Annotated in this window: 15 protein-coding genes; 8 read left to right on the plus strand and 7 right to left on the minus strand. The window is 67.2% G+C overall.

Annotated features, from left to right (window positions below; all coding sequences use genetic code 11):
* Nucleotides 1–2: 2 nt before the first annotated feature.
* Nucleotides 3–2096 (plus strand): M13-type metalloendopeptidase, encoded by a 2094-nt coding sequence (locus QP512_RS06300; protein ID WP_286071378.1) that lies wholly within the window; start codon nt 3–5, stop codon nt 2094–2096.
* Nucleotides 2097–2350: 254 nt separating this feature from the next.
* Here QP512_RS06300 and QP512_RS06305 read toward each other — a convergent pair whose 3' ends face one another.
* The 4 genes from QP512_RS06305 to rlmJ all read right to left on the minus strand — a co-directional run bounded on the left by QP512_RS06305 (nt 2351) and on the right by rlmJ (nt 8101).
* Nucleotides 2351–2968, minus strand: a complete 618-nt coding sequence (locus tag QP512_RS06305; protein WP_286071379.1) for an HD-GYP domain-containing protein — start codon at nt 2966–2968, stop codon at nt 2351–2353.
* Nucleotides 2969–3011: 43 nt separating this feature from the next.
* Nucleotides 3012–6476: a transcription-repair coupling factor gene (mfd, locus tag QP512_RS06310; RefSeq protein WP_286071380.1), complete on the minus strand. Its 3465-nt coding sequence runs from the start codon at nt 6474–6476 to the stop codon at nt 3012–3014.
* 126 nt (nt 6477–6602) lie between these two features.
* The gene (locus QP512_RS06315) at nt 6603–7148 is read right to left on the minus strand and encodes a GNAT family N-acetyltransferase (protein WP_004150340.1); all 546 of its coding nucleotides are present in this window, start codon (nt 7146–7148) and stop codon (nt 6603–6605) included.
* 95 nt (nt 7149–7243) lie between these two features.
* Nucleotides 7244–8101: a 23S rRNA (adenine(2030)-N(6))-methyltransferase RlmJ gene (rlmJ, locus tag QP512_RS06320; RefSeq protein ID WP_109814381.1), complete on the minus strand. Its 858-nt coding sequence runs from the start codon at nt 8099–8101 to the stop codon at nt 7244–7246.
* 35 nt (nt 8102–8136) lie between these two features.
* On the opposite strand from rlmJ, the gene creB reads away from it, so the two are divergent.
* The 7 genes from creB (at nt 8137) to QP512_RS06355 (ending at nt 15894) form a co-directional block, all read left to right on the plus strand.
* Complete coding sequence (creB, locus tag QP512_RS06325; protein ID WP_286071381.1) at nt 8137–8862, plus strand: two-component system response regulator CreB; 726 nt, start codon at nt 8137–8139, stop codon at nt 8860–8862.
* 3 nt (nt 8863–8865) lie between these two features.
* A complete protein-coding gene (creC, locus tag QP512_RS06330) occupies nt 8866–10326 on the plus strand; it encodes a two-component system sensor histidine kinase CreC (protein ID WP_286071382.1) in 1461 nt (486 codons plus the stop codon).
* A gap of 81 nt (nt 10327–10407) precedes the next feature.
* Nucleotides 10408–11727: a cell envelope integrity protein CreD gene (creD, locus tag QP512_RS06335; protein WP_286071383.1), complete on the plus strand. Its 1320-nt coding sequence runs from the start codon at nt 10408–10410 to the stop codon at nt 11725–11727.
* A 10-nt stretch (nt 11728–11737) separates the two neighbouring features.
* The gene (locus QP512_RS06340) at nt 11738–12148 is read left to right on the plus strand and encodes a hypothetical protein (RefSeq protein ID WP_049482784.1); all 411 of its coding nucleotides are present in this window, start codon (nt 11738–11740) and stop codon (nt 12146–12148) included.
* Nucleotides 12149–12272: 124 nt separating this feature from the next.
* On the plus strand, nt 12273–13871 hold the full coding sequence (locus tag QP512_RS06345; RefSeq protein WP_286071384.1) for a M28 family metallopeptidase: 1599 nt from the start codon (nt 12273–12275) through the stop codon (nt 13869–13871).
* Between the two features lie 93 nt (nt 13872–13964).
* Complete coding sequence (gene gltX, locus QP512_RS06350) at nt 13965–15368, plus strand: glutamate--tRNA ligase (protein WP_286071386.1); 1404 nt, start codon at nt 13965–13967, stop codon at nt 15366–15368.
* 34 nt (nt 15369–15402) lie between these two features.
* Complete coding sequence (locus QP512_RS06355; RefSeq protein WP_004150412.1) at nt 15403–15894, plus strand: Fur family transcriptional regulator; 492 nt, start codon at nt 15403–15405, stop codon at nt 15892–15894.
* A 171-nt stretch (nt 15895–16065) separates the two neighbouring features.
* On the opposite strand, the gene QP512_RS06360 is transcribed toward QP512_RS06355, so the two are convergent.
* The 3 genes from QP512_RS06360 to QP512_RS06370 are packed head-to-tail and all read right to left on the minus strand — an operon-like array spanning nt 16066 to nt 19467.
* Complete coding sequence (locus QP512_RS06360) at nt 16066–17217, minus strand: HlyD family secretion protein (RefSeq protein ID WP_286071387.1); 1152 nt, start codon at nt 17215–17217, stop codon at nt 16066–16068.
* A gap of 10 nt (nt 17218–17227) precedes the next feature.
* Nucleotides 17228–18901, minus strand: a complete 1674-nt coding sequence (locus tag QP512_RS06365; RefSeq protein ID WP_286071388.1) for an MFS transporter — start codon at nt 18899–18901, stop codon at nt 17228–17230.
* Nucleotides 18901–19467: a TetR/AcrR family transcriptional regulator gene (locus QP512_RS06370; RefSeq protein WP_286071389.1), complete on the minus strand. Its 567-nt coding sequence runs from the start codon at nt 19465–19467 to the stop codon at nt 18901–18903. The genes QP512_RS06365 and QP512_RS06370 overlap by 1 nt, the downstream gene beginning before the upstream one ends.
* Nucleotides 19468–19540 lie beyond the last annotated feature (73 nt).

Genomic DNA, 19540 nt, shown 5'->3' on the forward strand with positions numbered 1-19540 from the left:
TCATGAACGTCCGCAACCTGGTCCCGCTGGGCCTGACCATCGCCATCGCTGCCTCACTGGCGGCCTGTGGCAAGAACGAAACCGCCCCGGCGGCCAGTGCCGACGCCAAGCCGGCCTTCGACCTGTCGCAGATCAAGACCCCGCTGATTTCGCTCAACAGCGCCGACCTCGATCCCGCCATTTCGGCCTGTACCGACCTCAATGGCTTCGTCAACAGCAAGTGGCTGAAGGCCAACCCGGTGCCGGGCGATCAGACCACCTGGGGCAGCTTCGAAATCCTGCGCGAGCGCTCGCTGGAAGTGCAGCACGCGCTGGTGCAGCAGGCCGCGGCCAGCCAGGCCAAGACCGGCTCGGTGGAAGCCAAGATCGGTGACATCTGGAAGACCGGCAACGACGAAGCCAAGATCGAAGCCGCCGGCCTGGCGCCGCTGCAGCCGCAGCTGGACAAGATCACCGCGCTGAACGATACCGCCGCCATCACCCAGTACCTGCGCGACAGCCAGGCCGAGGGCAAGGGCGTGCTGTTCTCGCTGTTCGCCAATGCTGATTACAAGGATTCGGCCAACGTCATCGCCTACGTCGGCCAGGGCGGCCTGGGCCTGCCGGAGAAGGGCTACTACTTCGACGACGCGCAGGCCAAGATCCGCGATGCCTACGTGGCCTACATCGCCCAGGTGCTGACCCTGTCCGGCGTGGACGCTGCACAGGCCGCCGAGCAGGCCAAGGCTGTGATGGCCTTTGAAACCCGCCTGGCCAAGGCCTCGATGTCGCGCATCGAAATGCGTGACCCGGCCAAGCGCTACAACCCGCTCAGCGCCGCAGACGCCGACAAGCTGACCCCGAACTTCAGCTGGACTGCGCTGTTCGACACCCTGAAGGTGCCGGCCGCGCAGAAGTTCTCGCTGGCGCAGCCGGGCTTCTTCGGTGAAATGGACAAGATGCTCGCCGATGTGCCGGCCAGCACTTGGCAGGCGTACCTGCGCTTCCACACCATCGACGATGCCTCGCCGTACCTGAGCAGCCAGTTCGAGAAGGCCAACTTCGATTTCTACGGCACCACCCTGCGTGGCCAGAAGGAAATGCAGCCGCGCTGGAAGCGCGTGCTGGAGTCGGTCAACGGCGGCATGGGTGAAGCCCTGGGCCAGCTGTACGTCGACGCCGTGTTCCCGGCCGAATCCAAGGTGGCCATGCAGCACCTGGTGGAAAACCTGTCGCAGGCGCTGAAGGTGCGTCTGGAGCAGCTGCCGTGGATGGGCGAAGAAACCAAGAAGAAGGCACTGGAAAAGTGGGCCAGCTTCACCCCGAAGATCGGTTACCCGGACAAGTGGCGTGACTGGGCGGGCCTGCAGACCAACGGTGACAGCTACCTGGGCAACATGCAGGCGGCGCGTGCGTTCAACTACCGCTACATGCTGGACAAGATCGGCAAGCCGGTGGACAAGACCGAGTGGGGCATGACCCCGCAGACCGTCAACGCGTACTACAACGCCACCAAGAACGAGATCGTGTTCCCTGCGGCGATCCTGCAGGCACCGTTCTTCGACGCCAAGGCCGACCCGGCGCTGAACTACGGCGGCATCGGCGCGGTGATCGGCCACGAGATGATGCACGGCTACGACGACTCGGGCAGCCAGTTCGCCGCCAACGGCAACTTCGACAACTGGTGGACCGACGCCGACCGCAAGGCCTTCACCGAGCGTACCGACCAGCTGGTCGCACAGTTCGACGGCTACGAGTCGGTGCCGGGCGTGTTCGTGAAGGGCAAGCTGACCCTGGGCGAGAACATCGGTGACCTGGGCGGGCTGACTGTGGCCTACGATGCGCTGCAGATGGCGCTGAAGGAAGACCCGAAGGCGAATGTCGAAGTCGATGGCCATACCCAGGACCAGCGCTTCTTCATGAACTGGGCCACCGTGTGGCGCCGCAATTTCACCGATGGTGAGCTGCGCGTGCGCCTGAACACCGACCCGCACGCCCCGGCCAACTTCCGTGCCAACGGCGCGCCGTCGAACATGCCGTCCTACGCCGCTGCATTCCAGTGCAAGGCCGGCGACGCGATGGTGCGTGCCGACGACAAGCGCGTGGTGATCTGGTAATCGATCGCACGTGATGCGTGATGCAGAAGGCCCGGCGAACGCCGGGTCTTCTGCTTGCCGGCACGATGGCGCCAGGTCGGTAGAGTCGACTGTTAGTCGACTATCGCGCGTAGCGCGGGATTTTGAGAGATGACGGAAGAGCAGTCGACTAACAGTCGACTCTACCGGCAAGTCGGTCGGCGCCTCAGCCGCCGTGTCCGCCAGCAAGTCGGTCGGCACATCAGCCGACGCGTCACCTCACGTCCAGGAAAAACTCACGCCAGTGCCGGTTCCCGCGCCAGCATGCTATGAAAGCGCTGCAGCACGTATGGGTCGATCAGTCCACCCGACTGATCTTCGATGATGCGCATCGCAGTATCGTGTTCCATTGCGGCGCGGTAGGGACGTACGCTGGTCATCGCGTCATAGGCATCGACGACGGTCAAGATGCGCGAACCCAACGGAATCGCGTCACCACGCAGCCCATCGGGATAGCCACTGCCATCGTACGCTTCATGATGGGCGCGGATCAGCTGCGCGACCGGTACGGCATCGCTGCGACCGGTGGCGAGGAAGATGTGCTCACCGCGCACCGGATGCTCTCGCATGATCGTGCGCTCTTCATCGGTGTGCCGGCGCGGCGTCAGCAGCACCTCGTCGGGAATGCCGATCTTGCCGATGTCGTGGAAACGCGCGGCCAGGCCGATCTGCGAACAGGCATCGTCGTCGAGATCGCAATAGGTGGCCAGACGCTGCGCGAGCAGGCCGACGCGGTCACAGTGGTGGCGGGTGTAGGCATCGCGCATCTGCAGCGACATCGAAAGGGCATCGATCAGGCAGGCCTGCGCGTGCAGCAGGTCGGGGGCGGGTACGGCGTCAGGAAACATGGTCATCGGCCCGCACCGGGTGGGGCCGGTGCGGGGTATTCGGGGGCGATCAACCCGGGGCGAGGGTGGTCAGAAGGGCGCGGGCCGCGTTGAAGCGGTCTTCCGGCAACGGCAGCGGATGCTTGATGCGCAGCTTGTCGGGCCCTTCCATGGCGTAGAGATTGGGTTGCTTCTGGATCAGCTGGATCACCGCCATCGGGTCGATGTTCGGCTTGGACTCGAACACGATGCGGCCACCGTTCTCGCCCAGGTCCAGCTTGCGGATGCCCAGCGTGTTGGCCTTTAGCTTCAGCTCGGCGATGGCGAACAGGTGCTTGGCGGCATCCGGCAGGAGGCCGAAGCGGTCGATCATCTCCACCTGCAGCTCGCGCAGCGCATCGCTGTCGCGCGCGCTGGAAATGCGCTTGTACAGGGTCAGGCGGGTGTGCACGTCCGGCAGGTAGTCTTCCGGGATCAGTGCCGGCACATGCAGTTCCACCTCGGCACCGCGCACCTCCTCGCCGGCATCCAGGTCGGGCAGCTTGCCCTGCTTGATGCTGCGCACCGCGCGTTCCAGCAGCTCGGTATACAGGCTGAAGCCGACCTCGGCCATCTGCCCGCTCTGGTCCTCGCCGAGCAGTTCACCGGCACCGCGGATCTCCAGATCGTGGGTGGCGAGGGTGAAGCCAGCGCCCAGTTCGTCCATCGAGGCGATTGCTTCCAGGCGCTTCTCGGCGTCGGGGGTGATCGCGCGGCGGTCAGGGGTGATCAGGTACGCGTAGGCACGGTGGTGCGAACGGCCCACGCGGCCACGCAGCTGGTGCAGCTGGGCCAGGCCGAAGCGGTCAGCGCGGTTGATGATGATGGTGTTGGCGTTGGGGATGTCGATGCCCGACTCGATGATCGTGGTCGACAGCAGCACGTTGAAGCGCTGCTTCTGGAAGTCCAGCATCACCTTTTCCAGCTCGCGCTCCGGCATCTGCCCGTGGGCGATGCCGATGCGTGCTTCCGGCACCAGCTCGAACAGATCGCGCTGCATACGGCCGATGCTCTCCACGTCGTTGTGCAGGAAGTACAGCTGGCCACCGCGCGCCAGCTCGCGCTGGAAGGCTTCGCGCAGCAGTGCGTTGTCCCACTGGGTGATGAAGGTCTGCACCGCCAGCCGGTTCGGCGGCGGCGTGGCAATGATCGACAGGTCGCGCAGGCCGGCCATGGCCATGTTGAGCGTGCGCGGGATCGGCGTGGCAGTCAGCGTCAGCAGGTGCACGTTGGCGCGCAGCGCCTTCAGTGCTTCCTTCTGGCGCACGCCGAAACGCTGTTCCTCGTCGACGATGACCATGCCCAGGTCCTTGAACTTCACGTCCGGCTGCAGCAGGCGGTGGGTACCGACGATGACGTCGATGGTGCCGGCGGCAACCTTCTCCAGTTCGGCCTTGATTTCCTTGGTGGTCTTGAAGCGCGACAGCACCTCGACCTTCAGCGGGTAATCGGCGAAGCGGTCGCGGAAGTTGCGGTAATGCTGTTCGGCCAGCAACGTGGTCGGCACCAGCACGGCCACCTGTTTGCCGGCACTGGCCGCAGCAAAGGCGGCGCGCACGGCCACTTCGGTCTTGCCGAAGCCGACGTCGCCGCAGACCACGCGGTCCATCGGCTGGCTGCTGGCCAGGTCGCGCAGGGTGGCGTCGATCGCGGCCAGCTGGTCGGGCGTTTCCTCGAACGGGAATCCGGCAGCGAACGGTTCGTACATCGCGCGGTCCACCTGCAGCGCCAGGCCGGCACGCGCCTGGCGACGGGCCTGGATCTCCAGCAGCTCGGCAGCGACGTCGCGTACCTTCTCGGCGGCCTTGCGCTTGGCCTTGCTCCACTGCTCGCCACCCAGCGAATGCAGCGGCGCGGTTTCCGCCGAGGCGCCCGAGTAGCGGCTGATCAGGTGCAGCTGGGCGACAGGCACGTACAGCCGGTCACCCTTGGCATATTCGATTTCGAGGAATTCGCCGGGCATGCCGCCGACGTCCATCGCGATCAGGCCCCGGTAGCGGCCGACGCCATGGTCCTCATGCACGATCGGTGCGCCCTCGGTCAGTTCGCCGAGGTCGCGGATGATCGCTTCCGGCTCACGGCCGGCACGGCGGGTGCGACGGGTGCTGCCGGCGCGCTCCGGGAACAGCTGGCGTTCGGTCAGCACCGCAATGCGCGGATCGTCCAGCGCGAAGCCATCCTCCAGCGGCGCCACCGCGATCGCAAAGCGCGCATCGTCGGCGAGGAACGCGGGCAGGTCGGCCACCACCGGCGGTTTCAGCTCGGCGGCCTGCAGCACTTCCAGCAGGGCTTCGCGGCGGCCGGGCGAATCGGCGGCGATCAGCACGCGGCCCGGGTAGTGGCCGAGGAAGGATTTCAGTGCATCGCCGGCCGGTGCGTCGCGCGCGGCCACCGGCAACGGCGGCAACGGCTGGTCGCCCAGCGGGTGGGCGTCGGCGATGCGTGCGTGGTCAGCAGCCCACACCTCGATGCGTGGGGCGTCGTTCAGGCGCTCGCGCAGCAGCTCCGGCGACAGGTACAGCGCCGACGGCGGCAGCAGCGGCCGTTCGACGTCGTGGCGGCGCTGTTCGTAGCGCTCGCCGGTCTGTGCCCAGAACGCCTCGGCGGCTTCGCCGGCGCCGGCGCAGACCACCGGCAGGCTGCCGTCGGGCAGGTAGTCGAACAGGGTTGCGGTGCGTTCGAAGAACAGCGGCAGGTAGTACTCGACGCCGGCCGGGGCCAGCCCGGACTTCAGGTCCTGGTACAGCGCGCTGCGCCGGGTATCGACATCGAAGCGCTCGCGCAGCGTGGCCAGCACGCGGGCGATGCTGGCCTCGTCCATCGGCACTTCGCGGCCGGGCAGCATGTGCACCGCCTCGACCTTGTCCAGCGAACGCTGGCTTTCCGGGTCGAACGCACGGATCGAATCGATGTCCTCGTCCAGCAGTTCCACCCGCAGTGGCTCGTCGGCGCCCATCGGGAACACATCGAGCAGGCCGCCGCGCACGGCGAAATCACCGGGGTCCATCACCTGCGGCACGTTGCGGTAACCGGCGCTTTCCAGGCGGCGCTTCTCCGCTTCCAGATCCAGGCGCTGGCCGACCTTCAGGTCGAAGCTGCCACCGATCACGTAGCTGCGCGGGGCCAGCTGCTGCAGCAGGGTCTGCACCGGCACGATCACCAGACCGCGCTTCAGCGTGGGCAGGCGGTGCAGGGCGGACAAACGCTGCGAGATGATGTCCGGATGCGGGCTGAAGCGGTCGTAGGGCAGGGTTTCCCAGTCCGGGAAGGCGACCACCGGCAGGGCCGGGTCGCCGCCGAGCAGGGTGTGCAGGTCGGCTTCGAGCTGGTTGGCGCCGTGGTTGTCACGCGCGATCACCAGCAGCGGAGCGTCGTGCGCACGCGCGGCCTGGGCCAGGTACCAGGCCAGGGCGGTCGGCGAGGCGGGGGCGCGCCACCAGGCGCGGAGCTGGCCGGCACGCGGCAGCGGCGGGGCGGGGTATGAGGTACGCGACATGGACCCTGGATTTTAGCAGAAGCCCCCGCCGGGCCCATGATCGTGACGTGAGCGGGGTGGCGCGGGGCCATGCCCGGCGAGCGCAGCGGTTGAATCAACGTGGCCGGCCAGGGGCCGGCGCTACCGTCAGTTGTCCAGCTCCAGCACCATCCGCACCAGGCCTTCGGCACCGGTCGGGTGCGGCACCGGCTTGAAGCCCAGCGAGGCGGCCAGCTGCTTCATCGGCTCGTTCTCGGCGGCAACGTCGCCGTACAGGCGGTCCAGGTACTTGCCGCGGCCCCACTTCACCAGCTTGCGCATCAGCTGCCGGCCCAGGCCTTGGCCAATGAGGAAGCGGCTGATCAGGATCGCGTACTCGGCTTCACGGGTACCGGGGATGATCGAGGCCCGGGCGACCGCGCCGACCACCGCTTCGCCAGCCGGCAGGGATTCGGCAGCGACCAGAGTGATCTCGGTCTTGGGATTGGGGTGGGTCAGGCGCTGGGTGGTTTCCGGCGACAGCTCGGTCACCGCCTGCAGGAAACGATCACGGATTTCTTCCGGCCCGAACAGGCTGAACGCCGCTTGCAGCGGTGCGCCATCTTCCGGGCGGATGGGGCGGATCAGCAGCTCGTGGCCGCTGGGAGCCTTGAAGATCTCATGCCAGGGCGGCATGCGGTTGCGAGTGGCCATACCGGGTGATTCCTTGGTGGTCCATCGATTGTGGCATCACCGGGGCTGCATTCCGTGAACGGAAGGCTCACGGCGGTACAGCCTCGTGAAGGCCGTTATTCGGGGGCTTTGAGCCAATCCAGGCGGGTGCTGGCACCGGGCTCGCCCAGGTGCTGGCGCAGCGCCGGCAGGGCCGGGCCGACCACCCGGTCGAACTGCCAGGGCGGGTTGAGCAGCAGCATGCCACTGCCGTTGAGGCGCAGCGGCGAGTCGTCCGGGCGCACCAGGAACTCGATCGTCATCGCCGATTTCACCGGCAGGGCAGTGGCCTTGCGCAGGAAATGCAGGATGGTGCGGCGCTGCTTGATCGGGAACCAGACCGCACAGGTGGCCTGCGGCCAGCGTGCCAGGGTCTCGGCCAGGGCGGCCAGCACCGCCTGGTACTCGGCATCCTGGGCTTCGTAGGGCGGGTCGATCAGCACCAGGCCGCGGCCGATCTTGCTGCCGTTGAACTTCGGCGGCAGCAGCGAACGCAGCAGGGCATAGCCATCGCCCGCCCGAACGTCGACGCGGCTGTCATGGGCGAACAGGGCCTTCAGCGTGGCCGTTTCGGCTTCCTGCAGCTCGCAGACCGCCATGCGGTCCTGGGGGCGCATGGCCTGCGCGCTCAGCAGCGGCGAGCCCGGATAATTGGTCAGCGCGCCCACCGGGTTGTCGGCCTGTACCGCCTTCAGATAGCGCTCGACCACCTCCGGCAGCTTGGGTTGGGCCATCAGCCGCATGATCCCGGATTCGGCCTCCAGGGTCTTGCGACTCTCTTCGCTGGCCAGCAGGTAGCGGCCGGCACCGCCGTGGGTGTCGAGCACGAAGAACGGGCTGTCCTTGCGCTTGAAGCTGTCGATCAGGGCCAGCTGCACGATGTGTTTGAGCACGTCGGCGTGGTTGCCGGCATGGAAGGCGTGGCGATAGTTCATGGGCGGCAGTGTACGGGGCGGCGGCCGCAGCGGCTATGCTGCGCGCCATGACAGCTCCTGTTGCCCATGTCCTGGTGGTCGAGGACGAAGCCGCCATCGCCGAAACCGTGCTCTATGCGCTGCGCAGCGAGGGCTATGCCGCCAGCCACTGCCTGCTGGGCGGCGAGGCCCTGCAACGGCTGCAGGCCGGCGATATCGACGTGGTGGTGCTGGACGTGGGCCTGCCCGACCTGGGCGGCTTCGAGGTCTGCAGGCGACTGCGCGCGCAGCCCGGGCCGGCGGCGCAGCTGCCGGTGATTTTCCTGACCGCCCGCAACGACGAAGTGGATCGCGTGCTCGGCCTGGAGCTGGGCGCCGACGACTACATGACCAAGCCGTTCTCGCCGCGCGAACTGGTGGCGCGGGTGCGTGCGCGCCTGCGCCGTGCGTCACCGGTGGTGACAGTACCCGGCGCTGACACCGGCTGGCAGGAACACGGTGCGTTCGCCATCGACCGTGAGGGGCGGCGCATCCGCTTCCGCGGCCAGACGCTGGATCTCACCCGCTACGAGTACGCGCTGCTGGAAGCGCTGCTGCAGCGCCCGGGCGCCATCCTCAGCCGTGCCCAGCTGATGGACCGTGGCTGGGACAGCAGCGCCGACAGCGCCGACCGCACCGTTGATACGCATGTAAAGACGCTGCGCGCCAAGCTGCGCGCGGCCGGTGCCAGCGATGACCCGATCCGCACCCACCGTGGCCTTGGCTACGCGCTGGAGACCTAGCCGATGCGCCTGGTATTGAAGCTGTTCCTGGGCTTCTTCCTGATCACCGGCATCGCCGCCTTCTTCGTGATGCGCGTGTTCGTCAACGAGGTGAAGCCGGGCGTGCGCCAGGCAATGGAGTCGACCCTGGTCGATGCGGCGAACGTGCTGGCCGAGATGGCGGCCGCCGACGTCAAGGACGGCACCATCCGCAGCGGCAGCTTCACCCGCAACCTGGCCAAGGCACGCCAGCGCGACCTGAAGGCGATGGTCTGGCGCTTCCCGAAGCGCTCCCTGGATTACCGGGTGACCATCACCGATGCCCAGGGCATCGTCATCTACGACTCGCTGGGCCGGGACCTGGGGCGCGACAATTCGCGCTGGAATGATGTGTACCGCACGCTGCGCGGTGAGTACGGCGCCCGCTCCAGTCCGGAAACACCGGGGGTGGACGGCGATACGGTGATGCACGTAGCGGCGCCGGTGTACGACCCGGCCGATGGACGCACGCTCATCGGCGTGCTCAGCCTGGCCCAACCCAACCGCAGCATCGATCCGTTCATCGCCGCCAGCCAGCGCGCCATCATCGAACGTGGTGCCTGGCTGATCGGCTTGTCGGCGCTGGTCGGTGTGCTGGTGACGATGTGGCTGACCACCGGCCTGGGCCAGCTCAGCCGCTATGCGCGCGCGGTCACCGCCGGTGAGCCGGTGCCGCCGCCACGGCGGCGACGCGACGAGATCGGTGAACTGGGCCAGGCGCTGGAAACCATGCGCCGCAAGCTGGAAGGCAAAGCCTATGTCGAGCAGTACGTGCAGTCGCTGACGCACGAGATGAAGAGTCCATTGGCGGCGATCCGCGGTGCCGCCGAACTGCTGCAGGAGCCGCTGCCCGAGGCCGATCGGATGCATTTCGCGCGCAGCATCGTCGACCAGCAGCAGCGGCTGACCGAGACCATCGACAAACTGCTGGCGCTGGCTGAAGTGGAGCAGCACGGTTGGCTGCAGACCCGCGACCCGATTGCATTGCCAGTGCTGCTGGCCGACGCGGCCGCTGCCGCGCAGGTGCGCGCGCAGGCGGCGGGCGTGCAGGTCCGCATCGGCAGCGTGCCCGACCTGCAGGTGCAGGGCGACGGTTACCTGCTGCGGCAGGCGCTGCACAACCTGATCGACAACGCGATTGCGTTCTCTGCGGCCGGCGCGGAGATCGCGTTGCAGGCCGAGGTGGATGGTCAGGGCGTGCACCTGCAGGTCGCCGACCGCGGTGCCGGCATTCCCGACTATGCACGCGAACGGGTGTTTGAACGCTTCTATTCGCTGGCCCGCCCCGGCAGCGGACGGCGCAGTTCCGGCCTGGGCCTGCCGTTCGTGCAGGAGGTTGCGCGCCTGCATGATGGTCGCGCCAGCGTCGATGCGCGCGACGGCGGCGGTACCGTCGCCAGCCTGTGGTTGCCGCTGGGTGCACCAGGCCAGCGCCCCCGCCGCTGACTTCACACTCGCTTCAAATTCGCCACAAACCCTGCTCACTGCAGCGGTCCATCCTGCAGCCCTCTCCAACGAGGATGGACCATGAAATCCCTGAAGATGCTGCTGCGGTTCGCCATTGTCGGCGGGCTGATCCTGCTGCTGCTGATCCCGCTGACGATGATCCGCGGGGTCATCAACGAACGCAGTGCGTACCGCGATGAGGCCTTCTCGCGGGTGGCCGACAGCCGCGCCGGTGCGCAGCAGCTGGTCGGGCCGGTGCGGGTGGTGCCGTGGGTGGAGCGCAAGCAGGTTGAACTGGTCGATCCGCAGGGCATCAAGAAGACCGAGGTGCAGGTCACCGAGGGGCACTGGTTGCAGATGCCGGCGTCGCTGGAGGTGGGCGGTGAGATGCTGCCGAGCCAGCGTGAGGTCGGGCTGTTCAAGGTGCCGGTGTACAGCTGGAACGGCCAGATGAAGGCGACGTTCGCCGAAGACGACTATCCGGTGAAGGCCGGCCGCAGCTACGGCCAGCCGTATGTAGCCGTGGGGATTTCCGATGTGCGTGGCCTGGTCGGTACGCCGAATCTGCGCGTGGACGGCAAGCAGCTGCGGCTGCTGCCCGGCGTGGGCGCTGCCAGCGAAGTCGGCCGCGGCCTGCATGCACCGGTGGCCGGTTTCGCCGAAGACCACGGCGGCACGCTGGCCGCCAGCACCGTGGAGCTGGAACTGCGCCTGGACGGCAGCCGCATGTTGTCGGTGGTGCCGGTGGGCGATGACACGCGTATCGCGCTGCGTTCGAGCTGGCCGCACCCGTCGTTCAGCGGGGCGTTCCTGCCCAATGAGCGACGCGTTGATGCACAGGGTTTCGATGCCCGCTGGGCCGTGTCCTCGCTGGCCTCCGACGCACAGCGACAGCTGCGCAATGACGGTTCGGTCGATTCGCAGGCAGTGACGGTATCACTGGTCGATCCGGTCGACGCTTATACCCAGGCCGATCGCGCCTCGAAGTACGGCGTGCTGTTCGTGCTGCTCACCTTCGTCGGCTTCATCCTGTTCGAACTGATCAAGTCGCTGCGCATCCATCCGCTGCAGTACCTGATGGTGGGCCTGGCGCTGGCGATCTTCTTCCTGTTGCTGATCAGCCTGTCCGAACACATCGCGTTCTGGAAGGCCTACCTGGTATCGGCGGTGGCCTGCATCGGCCTGCAGGCAGTGTACCTGGCCAACGTGCTGGGCCACTGGAAGCGCGGCCTCGGCTTCGCTGCGCTGCTGACCGTGCTGTACGGCGCGCTGTATGGCCTGCTGGTGTCGGAGAACAACGCGCTGCTGATGGGCTCGCTGCTGCTGTTCGTGATCCTGGCGCTGGCGATGTGGGTGACTCGCCGGGTCGACTGGTACGCGCTTGGCGCGGAACTGAAGTAAGGAGTACGTCATGGGCTGGCGCCAGGGATTGCGGCAACGGGCACGGCAGGGCATTCCGGCCCTGCTGGAAGTGGACGCACTGCTGCAGGCACATGGCGTGCTGGCGGCCCTGCCGGGGGCACGGATCGCCCCCGGCCTGGTCCGCTTCCAGCTGGCTGCGGTGACCTGCGAGGGATTGCAGGGGCAGGGACTGCGCTGGCTGCAGGACGCGCGGCAGGGACGCGGCGCGGTGGCCGGCCGGGTGCCGCGCTACCGGCCATGGAAGGCCGGGGCGGAGGCGCTGGCCGAGATCGGCATCGGCGGCCTGCCGGATGACTGGCCGGCACACGCGTCGGTGTATGGCTGCAGCAGCATCGATCGGCGGCATTGGTTGTTGTTGCTGCCTGAGCGGGCGCAGTTGTGGTTGGGGTGGAGTGGGTGATCGGGTTGTTCATCCACGCAGGGCGTGGATCTACTGCTGTCCATGACCGATGGGACGGTATCGGCGCGCCCCTGCTGGCTAGACTCGACGGGTTGATGATCGAGCCGAAGGGCAGGGGTGCGAAGTGCCGAAGTGGGGCGTGCTGGCCGTAGCGCTGGCGATGGGTGGCAATGCAATGGCGCAGCAGCGCGAACCGGTGGACCTGGACATGGTCAGCCGCATCCGCCAGGAGGCCTTCCACCGTTCGCAGGTGATGGACACCTTCAGCTATCTCACCGAACGCATCGGGCCGCGCCTGACCAATTCGCCGGCGATGGGCCGCGCCAATGCGTGGACCCGCGGCAAGTTCAACGAATGGAAGCTGGACAACGTCCACGACGAAGCCTTCGACGATTTCGGGCGCGGCTGGGAGTTCACCTCGGCCAGCGTGGAGATGCTGGGTGATCGCGTGCAGCCGCTGCATGCACTGCCCAAGGCCTGGACGCCGGGCACCCAGGGCCCGGTTGAAGGCGAGCTGGTCCAGGTCCAGATCAAGAAGCCCGAAGACCTCGAGAAGTACCGTGGCAAGCTGCGCGGCAAGATCCTGCTGCTGGGCGAGGCGCGCGAGTACAAGCGCGGCACCGAGGCGGATTCGCACCGCCACGACGCCACCTCGCTGGAAGGCCTGCAGGAATTCACCCTGCCCAAGGACAAGGACGCCACCGCCGAGCGCGCCAAGCGGGTCAAGGAGTACCAGGAGCGGCAGGCGCTTGCGGCCAAGGTCAACGCGTTCTTCGTCGAAGAGGGCGCGCTGGCCTCGATCAGCATCAGCAGCTGGGACAACGGCATCATCCGGGTTGCCGGTGGTGGCTCGCGAAAGGCCGGCGAGTCAGTGGGCATCCCCGAGCTGGCGATGATCAGCGAACACTTCAATCCGCTGGTACGCGCGCTGGACGCCAAGCAGACCGTGCGCCTGCGCGTGGACGTGGCCGCGCGTTTCACCGACGAGGCCAACCAGCCTGGCTACAACACGCTGGCCGAGATCCGCGGCAGCAGCAGGCCCGACGAAGTGGTGATGATCGGCGCGCACCTGGATTCGTGGCACAGCGGTACCGGTGCGGCCGACAATGCCGCCGGCGTGGCGGTGATGATGGAGGCGATGCGCATCCTCAAGGCCACCGGCGCCAAGCCCAGGCGCACCATCCGCGTGGCGCTGTGGAGCGGCGAGGAGCAGGGCCTGATCGGCTCGCAGGCCTATGTGGCCAAGCACTTCGGCCAGTTCCCGGAACCGACCGACCCGGCGCAGAAGGCGCTGCCGGCCTCGCTGCGCGAGCCGACCGGTGCATTGCAGAAGACCCGCGATTACAGCAAGTTCCAGGTCTACTTCAACATGGACAACGGCTCGGGCCGCTTCCGGGGCATCTACGCGCAGGAAAACCTGGCCGCGATGCCGATCTTCGAAGCCTGGCTGGCACCGTTCCATGACGTGGGCGCCACCACCGTGGCTACCCGTAACACGGGCAGCACCGACCACATCAGCTTCGACCGCATCGGCCTGCCGGGCTTTCAGTTCATCCAGGACCGGCTGGACTACTTCACCAACGTCCACCACAGCCACCTGGATACCTGGGACCACGCCGAACCGGAAGACCTGAAGCAGGCCGCGGCCATCGTCGCCTCGTTCGCCTACAACGCGGCGATGCGCGAGCAGTCGTTCCCGCGCAAGGCTGAACCGCAGCCCTGAAAAACCTGGCGGGAGGGGCGGGATGCGTCCGCCCCTCCTTGCCTTTCCGGGGCTGGTGGTAAAATCGAGGGATTCCCGTTCCCCGAGCCCTCCATGATCTGCCGCACCCGCTTCGCCCCCAGCCCCACCGGTTACCTGCACATCGGCGGTGCCCGCACCGCGCTGTACTGCTGGCTGGAGGCCCGCCACCGCGGCGGCGAATTCGTGCTGCGCATCGAGGACACCGATCGTGAACGCAGCACCCAGGGCGCGATCGACGCGATCCTGGAGGCGATGGACTGGCTGGGCCTGGACTACGACGTCGGCCCGATCTATCAGACCGACCGCGTGGCCCGTTACCTGGAAGTGGCCGAGCAGCTGGTGGCCGACGGCAAGGCGTACTACGCCTACGAGACCCGCGAAGAGCTGGACGCGATGCGCGAGGCCGCCATGGCCAAGCAGGAAAAGCCGCGCTACAACGGCGCCGCGCGTGACCTGGGCCTGCCGCGCAAGGACGACCCGAACCGCGTCATCCGCTTCAAGAACCCGCTGGAGGGCACGGTGGTGTTCGACGACCTGATCAAGGGCCGCATCGAGATCGCCAACAGCGAGCTGGATGACATGGTCATCTTCCGACCGGACGGCTACCCCACCTACAACTTCGCGGTGGTGGTGGACGACTGGGACATGGGCATCACCGAGGTCATCCGCGGCGACGACCACATCAACAACACCCCGCGCCAGATCAACCTGTACGAAGGCATCGGCGCCCCGGTGCCGAAGTTCGGCCACATGCCGATGATCCTGGACGAGCAGGGCGCCAAGCTGTCCAAGCGCACCGGCGCGGCCGACGTGATGCAGTACAAGGACGCCGGTTACCTGCCCGATGCGCTGCTGAGCTACCTGGCCCGGCTGGGCTGGTCGCACGGTGACCAGGAGCTGTTCAGCCGCCAGGAACTGATCGAGCTGTTCGACGTGACCCACTGCAATTCCAAGGCTTCGCGCCTGGACATGGCCAAACTGGGCTGGGTCAACCAGCACTTCCTGAAGACCGAAGAGCCTGCCAGCATCGTGCCGCACCTGGTCTACCAGCTGGAAAAGCTGGGCCTGGACGTGGCCGCCGGCCCGGCGCCGGAGGACGTGGTGATCGCCCTGCGCGAGCGCGTGCAGACCCTGAAGGAAATGGCCGAGAAGGCCGTGGTCTGGTACCAGCCGCTGACCGAGTACGACGAGGCCGCCGTGGCCAAGCACCTCAAGGCCGGTGCCGAGGTGGCGCTGGGCAAGGCCCGCGAACTGCTGGCGGCCCTGCCGGAATGGACCGCTGAGTCGGTCGGCGTGGCCCTGCACGATGCCGCCGCCGCGCTGGAGATCGGCATGGGCAAGGTCGCCCAGCCGCTGCGCGTGGCCATCACCGGCACCCAGGTCAGCCCTGACATTTCCCATACCGTGTACCTGGCCGGCCGCGAGCAGGCCTTGAAACGCATCGATGTGGCCATCACCAAGGTAGCAACGACCTGAGGCATCCTTGCCAGGCCCGAACCGGAGAACACGCATGCCCGCCAAGACCGCCACTGCCTGTACGGCCCCGCACCACCACGTCCATGACGCATCGGATTTCGTGGCGGTGGTCGAGCGCGTCTCGCGCGAACGCGGACTGCGCCTGACTCCGATCCGCGCCAATGTATTGAAGCTGATCGCCGAGGCCGGCAAGCCGGTCAAGGCCTACGAGCTGCTGGAGTGGGTACGCAACGGCAAGGGCGTTGGCGCTGATGCCCCGCCCACCGTGTACCGCGCGCTGGACTTCCTGATGGCCAATGGCTTCGTGCACAAGCTGGAGTCGGTGAACGCCTTCGTGGCCTGCCATCACCCCAGCAGCGCCGCGCATTCGGTACCGTTCCTGATCTGCAACAGCTGCCACAGTGCAGTGGAACTGGAAGACCGCGAGATCGTCACCCAGCTGGAAAAGCGTGCCAAGGAGTTGGGCTTCCAGCCGCAGGCACAGACCCTGGAAGTGCACGGGCTCTGCGCGCGCTGCGCGGGCTGAGCGCGAGGGGGCAGGCGGGAGTCGACTGAGTAGAGCCGACTCGGTAGAGTCGACTGTTAGTCGACTATCGCGCGCAGCGCGGGGTGTTCATGGGGGTTCACGGAAGAGCAGTCGACTAACAGTCGACTCTACCCAACCGAGTCCACCCAACCGGATCCACCTGGTCGCAGGCTAGTCCATCGGTTTGCTTGCGGTATCCACCCGCACGATCACCGACATGCCGGGCCGCAACTCTGCCGCCAGCTTCTGGCCTTCGTTGATCGAAATCCGCACCGGCAGCCGCTGCACCACCTTGGTGAAGTTGCCGCTGGCATTGTCAGGGCGCAGCACGCTGAATTCCGACCCGGTGGCCGGGGCGATCTCCTGCACGCGGCCACGCAGCACCTGGCCCTGGAACGCGTCCACCGAGAACGTGGCCGGCTGGCCGATGGCCATTCCCCAGGTCTGGCCTTCCTTGTAGTTGGCCACCACCCACAGCGTGTCAGGCACCAGGAACAGCAGCTGCGAACCGGCCGCGACGTACTGGCCCACGCGCACGCTGGCTTCACTGATCTGGCCGTCGCGCGGCGCGTGGATCACGGTATTGGCCAGATCGATGCGCGCCAGTTCCAGCTGCGCCTGTGCGCTTTCCACCTGCGCCTCCAGGCTCTTGCGCGCCACCTGGGTCGAGACCAGGGTTTCCTCGGCAATGCGGATCTGCGCCTGCGACTGCTGCACGCTGGCCTGCGCCGAGGCCTGGGCGGTGCGGAACTTGTCGCGATCGTTGACTGACACCAGCTGCTGCGCAGCCAGTTCCTCGTAGCGTTTCAATTCATTGCGCGAACGCTGCAGTTCGGCCTGGCCAGCCGACAACGTGGCATGCGCGGAGGCGATCTGTGCGCGGTTCTGGGCCTGCGACTGGTCGGAGTTGGCCAGCGCCGCACGCGCGCTGTCCAGTGTTGCCTGCGCCTGCGCGACACGCTGTGCGTAGATGCGGTCATCGATGCGCAGCAGCGGCTCGCCTGCCTTCACGTGCTGGAAGTCCTTCACCAGCACCTCGGTCACATAGCCGTTCACCTGCGGCGCCATCACCGTGATCTGCCCGCGTACATACGCGTTGTCGGTCACCATCACCGTGCTGGTGAACGGCCACAGATGCCATGCGCGCAGGATCAGCGCGATGCCCAGCAGTGCCACCACCACCATCACCACCACGCTGCGCGCGCTGGGCTTGAGGTACTTCGGCGCCACGGCGGGTTCGACAGGCGTGGGCGCGGGAGCGGCGTCCGTCGGTGGCGGTGGGGTGACGTTGTCGTCGTCGGTGCGGGGCGGAACGGGAGGCATGGGGTTGGACTCAGCGGGGCGCGGCCGGCGCGGCCACGGCAGGGGAGGTGGGATGGCGCTTGCGCCATTGCTTGAGCACGGCGGTGCGCAGCGACAACAGCAGCAACCAGCAGAGGAAGCCGATCGCCAGCCAGCCGCTCAGGGTGAACACGTCGTTGAAGCCGCGTAGGTTGGCTTCGCGGCGCGTGGTCTGCGCCAGCTGCGCGGTGCCTTGTGCGCTGCGCAGCACCGGGTCGGTGATCTGTGCGGCATACAGTTGCTGTTGGACGCGCAGGCGCTGCGCCACCACCGGATCGGCCGGATCGAGCTGGCTGGTCAGCGCGCTGGAATACAGCTGTTCGCGATGCAGCTGGAAGGTGCCCAGCACCGCAGAGCCGGCCAGCCCGCCGAGGGTCTGGGTGATCGACAGGGTCACCAGGAAGGTGATCATGTGGTCCACGCCCTGTTTCAGCGCGGCGGAGATGCCGAGCATGATCAGCGGCCCCATGAACATGCCGGCACCGACCGACGCCAGGAACTGGCTGACGAAGAAGTCCTGCGGGCGGTCCTGGCTGGTGCGGTGCTGGTCGAAGAACGCCGCTGCACCCAGCAGCAGGATCGCCATCAGCAATTGCGGAATCAGCCGCTTCGGGCCGAAGGTCAGCGCGGTGCCGGCGATGCCGGTGATCACCCCGGCCAGGATCACCACGAACAGCGGACGCATCTGGTCCGGCCCCATGCCCAGCGTGCGCATCAGGTTGACCACACCGTAGGACTGCTCGGTGGTCAGGAAGCGGATCAGGAAGGCGCCGACGATGAAATGCAGCACCGGCAGCGTCGACAGCCAGCGGATCTGCAGCAGTGGATTGCGCCGGTAGTGCTCGATGATCAAGGCGGTGGTGGACAGCACGATCGAGGCGATCAGCGCCCAGCCCAGCCACGGGGTGTTGAGCCACCAGCGCGTGTAGCCCTGCGCCAGCACGATCACCAGCAGGGCGACGGCCGGCGCGAGCAACGCGAAGGTAAGGAAATCCAGCGGCTCGAAGGCCTTCACCTGGATGCCGGGCGGCAGCTTCAGCACCACGACGGCGGCGAATGCGCACAACGCCAGGCCGGCCTCGAACGAATACAGCTGGTGCCACTGGCCGGTATCAACCAGTCCCGGGGACACGATCCAGGCGATCGGCACCGCCAGCTGCGAAAGGCCGACACCGACCACCAGCAGGTTGCCGGTGAAGCGACGCGGCAGCGCCTGCAGCATGTACAGCGTGCCCAGTGTCGAACAGGCCGCGCCGGCGAAGCCGCTGGCGGCGCGGGTCAGCATCGTGGTCTCGAAGCTGCCGACGAACAGGTGAAGCACCGCCAGCGCCGCATACAGGCCCAGCCCGATTTCGGCGAACAGGCGGATGCCGTACTGCTGGCGGAACTTGAAGGCCAACAGGTTGGCGGTGACATTCACCATCGCATAGGCCGCTACCAGCCAGCTGCCCTGGGTCGGGGTCAGCGCCAGCTGGCCTTGGAGGAACGGCAGGTTGGCGGTGACCAGCGCATTGCCGAGGCCGCCGGTGATCGCTACCAGCAACGATACCAGCGCATAGGCTGCACGCCGGTACGGCGGGTGCCAGGGCATCGACGCCGAGCCGGGCATGGTCGGCTTCTCATGCTCCTCCCAATCCGGAACCGGCTTCAGGTAAGGCTGGACCATCAACGGGCCTCGCTGGTTGCTCCCTGAAGACCCCCACGCAGCAGCTGCAGGGCACGCCCGGCCAACTGGGCGCGCTCGTCGCGGGTCTTGCCGCGCAGGGCCGCACCCAGCATGCCCGAGATCAGTGAAATATCCGTCTTCTCCAGATCGGCGCGGCACAGCCCGGCGGCCTTGGCGCGTGCGATCGGACCTTCCAGCAGGTCGCGCACGGTTTCGCGTGCGGTGCGCATGGCCGGCACGTCCGAATCCACCGCGCGCCAGTAATCGGCCAGTGCCGGCGAATCGATGATGCGCTGGGCCATGCCCTCGAACACCTCGAACAGCGCATCGTCGCGATCGCCGAGCTGTTCGACCTGGCGCCGGATGCGGTCGACCGTGCGCTGCAGCAGCGCCTGGATCAGCGCGGTGCGGTCGGGGAAGTTGCGGTAAAGGGTGGCGCGGCCCACCTGGGCGCGTTCAACCACCAGGTCCAGCGGGGCAGTGACGCCGTGTTGGCCAAATACATGATCGGCGGCGTCGAGGATGAGGGCACGGCGGGCAGCGGCATCGGCACGTTGGGCGGTCATGGCTTCATTTTCGGACATTAGTGTCCGGATGGCGAGACAGTGAGTGACGGGATTGTCCGGTTGTTGTCGTACG

This window comes from Stenotrophomonas sp. 57, assembly GCF_030291075.1.
Classification (GTDB): Bacteria; Pseudomonadota; Gammaproteobacteria; order Xanthomonadales; family Xanthomonadaceae; genus Stenotrophomonas.

Coding starts and splice junctions, on each gene's coding strand:
- creD (WP_286071383.1), top strand. CDS start 10,408: ATGAAATCCCTGAAGATGCTGCTGCGGTTCGCCATTGTCGGCGGGCTG.
- gltX (WP_286071386.1), top strand. CDS start 13,965: ATGATCTGCCGCACCCGCTTCGCCCCCAGCCCCACCGGTTACCTGCAC.
- mfd (WP_286071380.1), bottom strand. CDS start 6,476: ATGTCGCGTACCTCATACCCCGCCCCGCCGCTGCCGCGTGCCGGCCAG.
- QP512_RS06360 (WP_286071387.1), bottom strand. CDS start 17,217: ATGCCTCCCGTTCCGCCCCGCACCGACGACGACAACGTCACCCCACCG.
- QP512_RS06370 (WP_286071389.1), bottom strand. CDS start 19,467: ATGACCGCCCAACGTGCCGATGCCGCTGCCCGCCGTGCCCTCATCCTC.
- QP512_RS06355 (WP_004150412.1), top strand. CDS start 15,403: ATGCCCGCCAAGACCGCCACTGCCTGTACGGCCCCGCACCACCACGTC.
- QP512_RS06365 (WP_286071388.1), bottom strand. CDS start 18,901: ATGGTCCAGCCTTACCTGAAGCCGGTTCCGGATTGGGAGGAGCATGAG.
- QP512_RS06340 (WP_049482784.1), top strand. CDS start 11,738: ATGGGCTGGCGCCAGGGATTGCGGCAACGGGCACGGCAGGGCATTCCG.
- rlmJ (WP_109814381.1), bottom strand. CDS start 8,101: ATGAACTATCGCCACGCCTTCCATGCCGGCAACCACGCCGACGTGCTC.
- QP512_RS06315 (WP_004150340.1), bottom strand. CDS start 7,148: ATGGCCACTCGCAACCGCATGCCGCCCTGGCATGAGATCTTCAAGGCT.
- creC (WP_286071382.1), top strand. CDS start 8,866: ATGCGCCTGGTATTGAAGCTGTTCCTGGGCTTCTTCCTGATCACCGGC.
- QP512_RS06305 (WP_286071379.1), bottom strand. CDS start 2,968: ATGACCATGTTTCCTGACGCCGTACCCGCCCCCGACCTGCTGCACGCG.
- QP512_RS06300 (WP_286071378.1), top strand. CDS start 3: ATGAACGTCCGCAACCTGGTCCCGCTGGGCCTGACCATCGCCATCGCT.
- creB (WP_286071381.1), top strand. CDS start 8,137: ATGCTGCGCGCCATGACAGCTCCTGTTGCCCATGTCCTGGTGGTCGAG.